Annotated in this window: 8 protein-coding genes; 4 read left to right on the top strand and 4 right to left on the bottom strand. The window is 35.7% G+C overall.

What is annotated here, in order from left to right:
* A partial coding sequence (locus QNJ50_RS20190) for a glycosyl hydrolase family 28-related protein (protein ID WP_300638570.1) occupies positions 1 to 358 on the bottom strand: 358 nt, incomplete at its 3' end.
* Positions 359 to 591: 233 nt separating this feature from the next.
* On the opposite strand from QNJ50_RS20190, the gene dhaL reads away from it, so the two are divergent.
* From dhaL to QNJ50_RS20170, 4 genes are all read left to right on the top strand, one after another.
* A complete protein-coding gene (gene dhaL, locus QNJ50_RS20185) occupies positions 592 to 1,233 on the top strand; it encodes a dihydroxyacetone kinase subunit DhaL (RefSeq protein WP_300638568.1) in 642 nt (213 codons plus the stop codon).
* An 811-nt stretch (positions 1,234 to 2,044) separates the two neighbouring features.
* On the top strand, positions 2,045 to 3,136 hold the full coding sequence (locus tag QNJ50_RS20180; RefSeq protein ID WP_300638566.1) for a hybrid sensor histidine kinase/response regulator: 1,092 nt from the start codon (positions 2,045 to 2,047) through the stop codon (positions 3,134 to 3,136).
* A gap of 201 nt (positions 3,137 to 3,337) precedes the next feature.
* On the top strand, positions 3,338 to 4,720 hold the full coding sequence (locus QNJ50_RS20175) for an aldehyde dehydrogenase (RefSeq protein ID WP_300638564.1): 1,383 nt from the start codon (positions 3,338 to 3,340) through the stop codon (positions 4,718 to 4,720).
* A gap of 198 nt (positions 4,721 to 4,918) precedes the next feature.
* Positions 4,919 to 6,940, top strand: coding sequence for an ATP-binding protein (locus tag QNJ50_RS20170; protein WP_300638562.1), 2,022 nt, complete (start codon positions 4,919 to 4,921; stop codon positions 6,938 to 6,940).
* A gap of 319 nt (positions 6,941 to 7,259) precedes the next feature.
* Here the strand turns inward: QNJ50_RS20170 and QNJ50_RS20165 are convergent, their stop codons facing one another.
* The 3 genes from QNJ50_RS20165 to QNJ50_RS20155 all read right to left on the bottom strand — a co-directional run bounded on the left by QNJ50_RS20165 (position 7,260) and on the right by QNJ50_RS20155 (position 9,245).
* Positions 7,260 to 7,868: a sulfite oxidase-like oxidoreductase gene (locus QNJ50_RS20165; protein WP_300638560.1), complete on the bottom strand. Its 609-nt coding sequence runs from the start codon at positions 7,866 to 7,868 to the stop codon at positions 7,260 to 7,262.
* Between the two features lie 651 nt (positions 7,869 to 8,519).
* Positions 8,520 to 8,693, bottom strand: a complete 174-nt coding sequence (gene rpmF, locus QNJ50_RS20160; protein WP_058184905.1) for a 50S ribosomal protein L32 — start codon at positions 8,691 to 8,693, stop codon at positions 8,520 to 8,522.
* A 66-nt stretch (positions 8,694 to 8,759) separates the two neighbouring features.
* On the bottom strand, positions 8,760 to 9,245 hold the full coding sequence (locus tag QNJ50_RS20155; RefSeq protein WP_300638555.1) for a hypothetical protein: 486 nt from the start codon (positions 9,243 to 9,245) through the stop codon (positions 8,760 to 8,762).
* Between the last annotated feature and the right edge of the window lie 218 nt (positions 9,246 to 9,463).

The following is a 9,463-nucleotide window of genomic DNA, read 5'->3' as shown; positions in this document are numbered from 1 at the left end:
CAAAACGCCTTCCCCGGGGCCAATGCAATGTATCAGAAATATTGTAAACTCCATTGGGTAAATAAATAATTTTTCCCCGATTTGGAAATTGACTCAATGCTTTTTGAATCGCTCGCGTATCATCTTTACCATCATTAGGAACCGCTCCATACTCTGCACCAGTTACATCTATTACTGCAGAACTTTTGGGATAGATAATATTTTCCTTCTTTTCTTCAAATCGTTGATTCGCTTGTGCTATACCAAGATCCAAACTTTGTTTGCTGGTATGTTCCTTGCAGCTAGGTATACTACCTATTACCAACAAGCAAGGTAAGTAAGATAAAACTTTAAACATCAATGTGTAAATAGAAGTCACAAATATCTAATTGATTAACTAGTCATATACAACAATCATTACATTTACCCAAACTAAAATCAGTTGAAAAAATTAGATCTGGACTTGTGCACCAAAACATATAAAATCCTTGTAATTTCCTGTTTCCCGTCCCCTATTACCTGTAGCTAAAATCCTTAATTTTTAGTTTCGCTGCTTAAGTTCAAAGATATCGGTCGAGTTCAGGTATAAGATGAGAAAAAGTAGAATCAAATATGGTTACTAAAAAGCAAATAGTGCAATGGTTGCAGGCTTTTGCATCTGAGATACATGAAAATAAAGATTATTTAACCCAATTAGATGCAGCCATCGGTGATGCTGACCACGGTATTAACATGGATCGGGGTTTTCAAAAAGTAATTACTCAGTTACCAAATATCGCTGACAAAGATATTGGGAGTATTTTGAAAACTGTCAGCGTGACTTTAATTTCCAGTATTGGTGGTGCAAGTGGACCTCTGTACGGAAGCCTATTTCTTCGCGCAAGTAGTACTGTTTTGGGGAAAGAAGAACTGACAGAAATTGATATGCAAAAATTGTTGCAAGCAGGTTTACAAGGAGTATTGCAACGGGGAAAAGCAAAACCCGGCGATAAAACGATGATAGATGTTCTATCTCCCGCTACCGTCGCATTCGAGGAAGCAGTAGGTAGTGGTAAAAATATGTCTGAAGCAATGCAACAGATGGTTGCAATTGCAGAAAAAGCAATGAAAGATACTATACCAATGCTTGCGAAAAAAGGACGTGCTAGCTACCTTGGCGATCGCAGTATTGGACATCAAGACCCTGGAGCAACTTCCTGTTATTTGATGCTGAAAAGCTTGTCAGATAGCTATTCTTCGATAGCTAACAATTAATCTACAAGAACCTTAAATAAGTACCATTTATCCTTAGGGTGCAGTGTGAACTTACGCTAGATCTGATTTGTACTTACCAATTCCCAGCAATAAAGTAAAAATGCAACATGTTTTAATTCTTAAAATTTTAAGCCGTTGCAGTCTACTTTCCAAAATCACAATTTCAAACATCAAAACAGGTAAACTTCTTCAAATATCTAAAAACTGAAATTTTCTATCAAGCAATGAGCATCATAAGAGTTAAGAAGATAAAAGCGAAGCAAAAGAAAACCAAAAGATTAACTTCAAAATATTAGAACCAACCACAGAATAATCATTTTTTTTACATTTCTAATATATTTATCAGTTCGATCAAAAATTAGAGCAGAAAGCCAGTTTCAAGATTATAAATATATTTGTTATGACATATTTCTGACTATCTTGTGACCTCGATCGCCTGTTTCACAGAGATAGCATGATAACTTTCTACAGGAAGGTCCATAAGAATCAATTTTTATTATCATCTAATTATAGTTAACGTAATCATTGCAAATTTAATTCTATTTTCCTTCTGACTAACAATGTAGAAATTTATTTCAAGATAATTTGATTTTAAAATCTAGGTCGTTCAAAATATTTACTTAACTTTAAAATACTTCTTAAAAAATAACTATCAGGATTTTCTCTATTCCCTATAGAAAAATCTTTCTTTAGTCAGAGGTAAGAAAAAGAAATAATCTTCTTAATTAAACCAATAAAACTACTTTTGAATGCGCTCAAGCCGCGCCACAAACACTAAACATATCTTTCTAAGTTAGCCATTATTTGCTCTATGAATCCGCAATCTTCTCGCCCTGACCAAATTCTTGTAGTTGATGATTCTCCAGACAACGTTTTTCTAATTAAAACTATTTTGGAAGAAGAACATTATATAGTTTCAACAGCGGAGAATGGTCCTTCAGCCCTGGCTCAAATCGAAAATTCCCCTTTTGATTTGGTGTTACTTGATTTAATGATGCCAGGGATGGATGGCTATGAAGTGACAAAAAATATTAGAAAAAATAGTGAGCTAAAATTTATGCCAATTTTGCTCATTACAGCCCATGATTCGCCCAATGTTGCACAGGGATTAGATTTAGGAGCAGATGATTTCATCCGCAAACCCGTAACAGTTGATGAATTACTTGCAAGAGTGCGATCGCTTCTTCGACTCAAGCATAGTATTGATGAACGTGATGAAATCGCACGTCAAAGAGAAGATTTTGTTTCTCGACTTACCCACGATTTACGCACCCCTTTAGTAGCTGCAGAACGGATGATGGGACTTTGCTTGCAAGGTGCTTTAGGGGAACTTTCACCAGAGATGAAGGAAGTTCTATCCACAATGGCTCGTAGCAATAGTAACTTACTAGCAATGGTCAACACTTTGTTAGAAGTTTATCGTTTTGAAGCTGGTCGTAAAACCTTAACCTTTCAACCAGTAGACTTGCATCAGTTACTCAATGAAGTTGGGAAAGAATTAACACCTTTGGCAGAGGACAAAAAGCTCAAAATCAATTTAGAACTGGGTAAGGAGTCTGTTAGGGTTATGGGCGATCGCCTAGAATTGCATCGTTTATTCACCAATTTAGTTGGTAATGCAATTAAATTTACCGATATAGGGTTTATTTCCATTCGTTTGCAATCCAAGGGTGACTTGGAAAATATTACAGTACAGGTAGAAGATACAGGGAAAGGTATTTCGCCCGAAGAAAAAGCTACTTTATTTGAAAGATTTCGTCCTGGAAGTCACAAGTATTCTGGTAGTGGCTTGGGATTATATCTTTCTCGTCGCATTGCTGAAGCACATCAAGGTGAAATTACTATTGTTTCGGAAGTTGATAAAGGTAGCATTTTCAGTGTAAAAATCCCTGTGAAACAATAAATTACCTGTTGTATTTAATTACTTATTGATTGTGATTTAGGAAATAAATTATTTCTGTACCAAGATATTTGTGACAGAAAATTCAATTATTTAAACTCCTAAACAGAACAATATTCGGAGTTGTATTAAGAATTTATTCCAATAGTGATAATTGAGGAAAACTAGATATAAAGGAGAATTAGATACTAGGAAAAATTGAAAATGAATTTACAAGCGCCAATCGCTGAAGTTGTTCAGAAAAAACGCAACTTTTTTCTCACTGGTCAAACTAAAAATATTCAATTTCGCCTAGAAAAACTCAGAGAGCTTAAAGTCGGATTCAACCTGCATGAAAAAGCAATTATCCAGGCACTAAAAGCTGATTTAGGTAGACCAGAAGTTGAAGCTTTTACTTCAGAAATAGTTTTAGTAAACCAAGAAATTGAGCATGCTATCAAACATCTCAAGACTTGGATTAAACCCAAAAAGACCAATGTTCCTTGGCAACTATTACCAGCTACCGCCAGTATTTATCCTGAGCCTCTGGGAGTAATATTAATTATTGGTGCTTGGAATTATCCATTTCAACTTAATATTTTACCTTTAATTGGAGCAATTGCTGCAGGTAACTGTGCCATCATTAAACCATCCGAATGTGCTTCCCAGACTAGTTGTCTTATAGCGGAAATTGTTGGTAAAATATTTAACGAAGATTATATTTCTGTTATAGAAGGTGATGTAACAATTAGTCAGCAACTGTTAGCACAAAAGTTCGACCATATTTTTTTTACAGGAAGTGCAAACGTCGGCAAAATTGTAATGGCAGCAGCAGCACAAAACCTGATACCAGTTACTTTAGAATTGGGCGGGAAAAGTCCTTGTATTGTTGATATTCATACTGACATTCAAAAAACAGCTAGGCGGATAACATGGGGAAAATTTTCTAATGCTGGGCAAGCTTGTATAGCACCAGATTATCTTTTAGTTCATAGAGATATTAAGTTTCAGTTATTAGAAAATATCAAAAAATCTATCCAAGAATTTTATGGCGAAAATCCTGCTAACAGCCCAGATTATGGCAGAATAATCAATCTAAGACAATTTGATCGTTTAGTAGAACTGCTTTCATATGGTGAAATTGCCATTGGGGGTGAAACTAATCGGGAGGAACTCTATATTGCACCAACTATTGTAGATAGAGTCTCTTGGCAAAATGAACTAATGCTTTCAGAAATATTCGGTCCAATTGTACCCGTACTAACATATGAAAATATTACTGAAGCGATCGCTAAAATTAATTCTCAACCGAAGCCCTTAGCATTGTATTTATTTTCGCAAAATAGACACTTGCAGAAACGAATAATACAAGAAACTTCCTCCGGTGGAGTTTGTTTTAACGATACCTTATTGCAATATTGTGTTCCCACTTTACCTTTTGGTGGTATTGGTAATAGCGGGATAGGCAATTATCACGGTAAAGCAAGTTTTGATACATTTTCCCATTATAAAAGTGTGTTGCATAAGCCATTTTTTCTGGCTTCCAAATTGTTGTATCCTCCCTACAAAGGTAAGTTGTCTCTGTTAAAAACAATACTCAAAAATTGAGTGTTTACAAATTATATAATTTTGCAGAATGTATCCAAAATACAACTCAAATTATATGTTTGTATTCTTCCTTTCTGGATGTGAATACCAGGAATATTTTGGGAACTCTAGTTAGAGAATGACCTTGACAACTGACTTAACTTGCTCGTGCGCGGGTCATTTACGCAACAGATTCTTGGCAAGCATGGACACTTTGATATGCATCATCTCACACCACTCACGACGGTCTCAGAGCAAACCTTAGGGCAGCTTGAAATTCAAGTAAGTTTGCTAAAGGTAGCCATCGGAACAACGCCTGATTGGATTTTTATCAAAGATGAAAATTTGAGCTATATATTAGCCAACGAAAGTTACGCACGAGCAGTTGGTCAAACAGTAACGTCTATTATTGGTAAAGATGACTTGGAATTAGGATTTTCCAGTGAATTCGTATCTGATGATTCCTTGGAAAATATTCCTGGCTCTCCCATGGAAGATTTAGCGGTATTGAGGGGAGAAATTATTACTAAAGAGCAAGACATAATAACCCTCAAAGATGGTTCAAAGCGTATTTTTCAAACTAGAAAACAACCTTTACGCAACTCCCAAGGTCAAATATTTGCAATCCTGGGTTTTTACAGAGATATAACTGAACATTGTCAAGTACAAAAACATTTACAAAATATATTAATTCACCAGAATAAAGATATAACCGAAGCTAATATCCCTAAGAAACATTTAGCAAATGTATCGACTTGTATAAGTTCAGAAAAAATAAGTTCGCAACCAATAGGTTTGCAACCAACAAACTTACAAGCAATAAAATTACAAACTTCATACTCAAGCAGCTTATTTAGCCAAGCGAATCTAGAAGCTTCAATCAAAAGTATTGAATCACAACAGGTAGATTTTAAATTACAGCAAGCCCAAAGAATAAAACAAGCTCAAAGAATATTAGAAAAAGTCCTTCCCAGACTTGGGTGTAACGAACAGCGATATCATTCTCTAATTTTAGCTTCTGCTCAATTGGTTTGGACTGCAGATCGTCAAGGTCAAATTCAAGACGTTTTAACAAGAAGAAAGGATTCTCAAATCACCTTGTTGGAAATTAAGGGAGATGAATGGAAAAATTTACTATATCCAGAAGATCGCGATTGCATTTCCCAAGCCTGGCAAAAAGCACTAAATTCCCAAAAATTGTATCAAGAAGAAATGGGATTTCGGACTAAACAGGGAGAATATCGTCACTTTCTTGTAAGAACAGTTCCTATATTTACAGACAACGGTCACATTAGGGAATGGGTTGCTGTTTGTATTGATATTCAAGATCGCAAACAAGTAGAAACTGAATTACAACAAAAAGCTTGGGAATTAGAACAAACCCTACAAAAACTCAACGCGACTCAAAATCAACTAATTCAGAACGATAAGATGTCTAGTTTGGGTCAGTTGGTTGCAGGTGTCGCTCACGAAATCAATAACCCAGTGAATTTTATTTATGGTAACCTCAATCATGCTGATGGATACATTCAAGATTTATTGGGGTTATTACAAATCTATGAAAAACACTATCCCAATCCAGTGCAAGAAGTAGAGGAAGAAGCAGAAGCAATTGATTTAGAATTTATGCGCCAAGATTTACCCAAACTTATCTCATCGATGAAAATGGGTGCTCAGCGTATTCGTGAGATTATCCTGTCATTGCGTAACTTTTCTCGTTCAGATGACATCGAACAGAAAGAAGTTGATATTCATGAGGGTATTGACAGTACCCTCATGATTTTGCAACACAGATTCAAGGCAAAACCCGAACATGTGGGTATTCTTGTTGAGAAACATTACAGCGATCTACCACTAGTTGAATGTTATCCTGGTCAGCTAAATCAAGTATTTATGAATATTCTTTCTAATGCTCTTGATGCGTTAGAAGAACGCGATCAAAAACGTAGTTTCAAAGCCATAAAAGAAAATCCCAGTCGTATCTGTATTTGTACAAAGACAAATGGTTCAGACAAAGTTGTGATTCGTATCAGTGATAACGGTCCGGGTATTTCCGAGGAAGTAAAAAAACGAATATTTGAGCCATTTTTTACGACCAAACCAGTTGGTAAGGGAACTGGCTTAGGAATGTCAATTAGCCATCAAATTATTGCGGAGAAACATGGTGGTTGCTTACAATGCAATTCTTTGCCCGGAAAAGGTTCAGAATTTTTGATTGAAATCCCTTTACAACAAAATTAAATAAGACTTGCTGTTCGCATAGTGTAGCGTTAGCTAAAAAAGTAGAGCTTTGCTAATCTGAAAACCACACAACTTGCTTTCATAGTAGTTTCATCCCTTAGTTACTAATTTACCCAGCCATATTGCAGACTAAGGTGCAAGGTTTTTGAGACTATAAATGTTATTTCCTTGCACTTGTTTGGCAAAAATTTTTAACCCTTATCTGTCATACTTTTCAATTTTATTTAGCAAGCCCTAAATAGTATAAATATACTGTGGGCTTGGACTGCACAATAATATTTGTTAGCAATTAATTTTAAAGTGTTATCAATTCTGAATCCTAGCTAGCTAAGCTAAAACCACTATAACGTTCTTCCCTCCATGGTTCGCCTCGCTTATGATAGCCATTACGTTCCCAAAAACCTAGTTCTTCACTTTCTAAAAATTCTAAACCATTAATCCACTTTGCACTTTTCCAAGCGTAAAGGTGAGGTATGATAACTCGCATCGGACCTCCATGTTCTACAGGTAAATCCTCTCCAAATAACTTTATTGCAAAGAAATTTTCTTCTAAAATAAAATCTGCCATTGAAATATTAGTTGTATAGCCACCATAGCAATGCTGCATAACATGAACTGCTTTCTGGTCGACTTCAACTAATTTCATAAAATCTGTGATTTTTACCCCCGTCCACTTCACATCAAGTTTTGACCAACGGGTTACACAGTGAAAATCAGCAGTAAATTCGTGTTGGGGAAGCGCCATAAAATCTGACCAAGAAAAAGTCATTGGCTTAACCAAACCCCATACTCTAAATTCCCATTCATCTTTAGATACCTGAGGTGTAGCACCATAGGTAAGTACTGGGAAACCCTTGGCTAAATGTTGACCAGGAGGAACACTCTTGCTTTGTGACGGTGAAGGTTTTTGAAAAAATTTTCCTTGCATAGTTCTAGCCAAAAGACAGTTCTAGCCAAAAGCTTTATAAGAATACTTTACTTTTTAATAATCGCCCAATAATCAGTCTTTAGAAGTAGGTAATTATTCGCATTGACATTTTAAATACTACATAAATCCTGTGAAGACTGTTTCAAAATTTAAATAAATTTAAGTTAATTAAGTTTTTCTCAATATCTAAGCAGTTCGACTTTAAATCATGACTGCAAAATTCTAATATTGCCTCCAAGATTAGAAGGATAGATGAAGATAAGAACACTCGCATAAATAATTTCCTAAGTTTTTAATAGTGAAGGCTAAGTAATAGCCCAGAGCAAGAAAAATTATTGGAAAGTTATTTTTTCGAGCCTCCTAAGCAGAAACGCTTCAGACTAGCAATAAAATCAAATTAACGCTACGTAGCGTTAACATAAAAGCCTTATTTGATACGATCAATTTGGTTTAAGCAAAGTTATAGAGCATTAGGGAAATATACCAAGACTATTTGTCCTACATTATTTCTTGCACAAAAATAATTTGTTAGTGGATAAAGCAACGAAAAAAGGAAATTCCTATTAATTGTAAGATCGGACTTCTATAATCCCCGTCCTTCCAAAGGGCGGGGTACTTAACTCGTGCTTTTCCACTATCTGGGAAGAAAAATTATTCTTCCTCTTCCTCATCTTCGGGGGTAGGATAAACAAAGGTAGAACGTCCTGTCAGAATTGACTTGCCTAGAGAAAGAGCTTTTTCTGCTTCAAATGAAGCCTTACGCCTCCAGTTGGCTCGACGTTGATCTCGTTTGGTTTTGGATGTTTTCTTCTTTGGAACTGCCATCTCTGTTAATACCGCAATTTTTTGACAACCTTCTTATTCTAAGGCATTGAGTTTGAAGCGACTTATTCAGTTATCAATGATTCCTGTTTTCTGCTTTCCATCCTCTATTGTTTGTGGTTCATTCTCTACAAATTTAGAATTGTCAACACTGCTGAGATTGCCTTGAAAATACAAAAGTGCTTTTGCAGCTTTAAAATATTTTGCCCAACGCTGTGGGTCAGGGTTATTTCGCCATCGTGGGCGACTTACATCTAACTCTAAAATCGGTGCAATTGCGCCTTGGTGCTGGACGGATATAATTACTGACACATCTGTAACTAATATATCTCTGTCAAAATTGCGTTGAACTGCTGCTCTGGCCACTGCTTCTGCTCTACGCAAAATAGTATTGTAATTTTCTCCTACTAATGTGTTTATCCCTAAATCAACTCTTGCTGTGTATGCTTTTGTCAAAGAGGGAGTAAGCATTTCTATAGTAAACCACAATGGTATACCAGCAACTAAACCCAGCAAAATACGAGCAATTCCAATTTTGTTACTTAACCATGACATCAAACATGTCCTACTTTGGAAAGATATGTCCCTACTCATAAACATTTAGCTCCTCATAATTAATAGACGATAAAATTTCTTAAAAGTATTTTCCACAAAAAAAGGTTATAAAAAATACATAGAATTGGTCGATGAGATTACAATCGCCTAGACTATAAGACATAGGTTAGCCTTGTTTTTGTGACAAAGCCAACTACGATACATTACTTTTGCAAATA

The sequence above is a fragment of the Mastigocoleus sp. MO_188.B34 genome (assembly GCF_030065675.1).
In the GTDB taxonomy this organism is placed as follows: Bacteria; Cyanobacteriota; Cyanobacteriia; order Cyanobacteriales; family Nostocaceae; genus Mastigocoleus.
Note: the sequence above shows the minus strand (reverse complement) of the source record. Positions and strands in the feature narration are given on the sequence as shown.

What these genes read in the sequence shown, in the direction of transcription:
- dhaL (WP_300638568.1), top strand. Translation starts at nt 592, where the DNA reads ATGGTTACTAAAAAGCAAATAGTGCAATGGTTGCAGGCTTTTGCATCT.
- QNJ50_RS20180 (WP_300638566.1), top strand. Translation starts at nt 2,045, where the DNA reads ATGAATCCGCAATCTTCTCGCCCTGACCAAATTCTTGTAGTTGATGAT.
- QNJ50_RS20175 (WP_300638564.1), top strand. Translation starts at nt 3,338, where the DNA reads ATGAATTTACAAGCGCCAATCGCTGAAGTTGTTCAGAAAAAACGCAAC.
- QNJ50_RS20170 (WP_300638562.1), top strand. Translation starts at nt 4,919, where the DNA reads ATGCATCATCTCACACCACTCACGACGGTCTCAGAGCAAACCTTAGGG.
- QNJ50_RS20165 (WP_300638560.1), bottom strand. Translation starts at nt 7,868, where the DNA reads ATGCAAGGAAAATTTTTTCAAAAACCTTCACCGTCACAAAGCAAGAGT.
- rpmF (WP_058184905.1), bottom strand. Translation starts at nt 8,693, where the DNA reads ATGGCAGTTCCAAAGAAGAAAACATCCAAAACCAAACGAGATCAACGT.
- QNJ50_RS20155 (WP_300638555.1), bottom strand. Translation starts at nt 9,245, where the DNA reads ATGTCATGGTTAAGTAACAAAATTGGAATTGCTCGTATTTTGCTGGGT.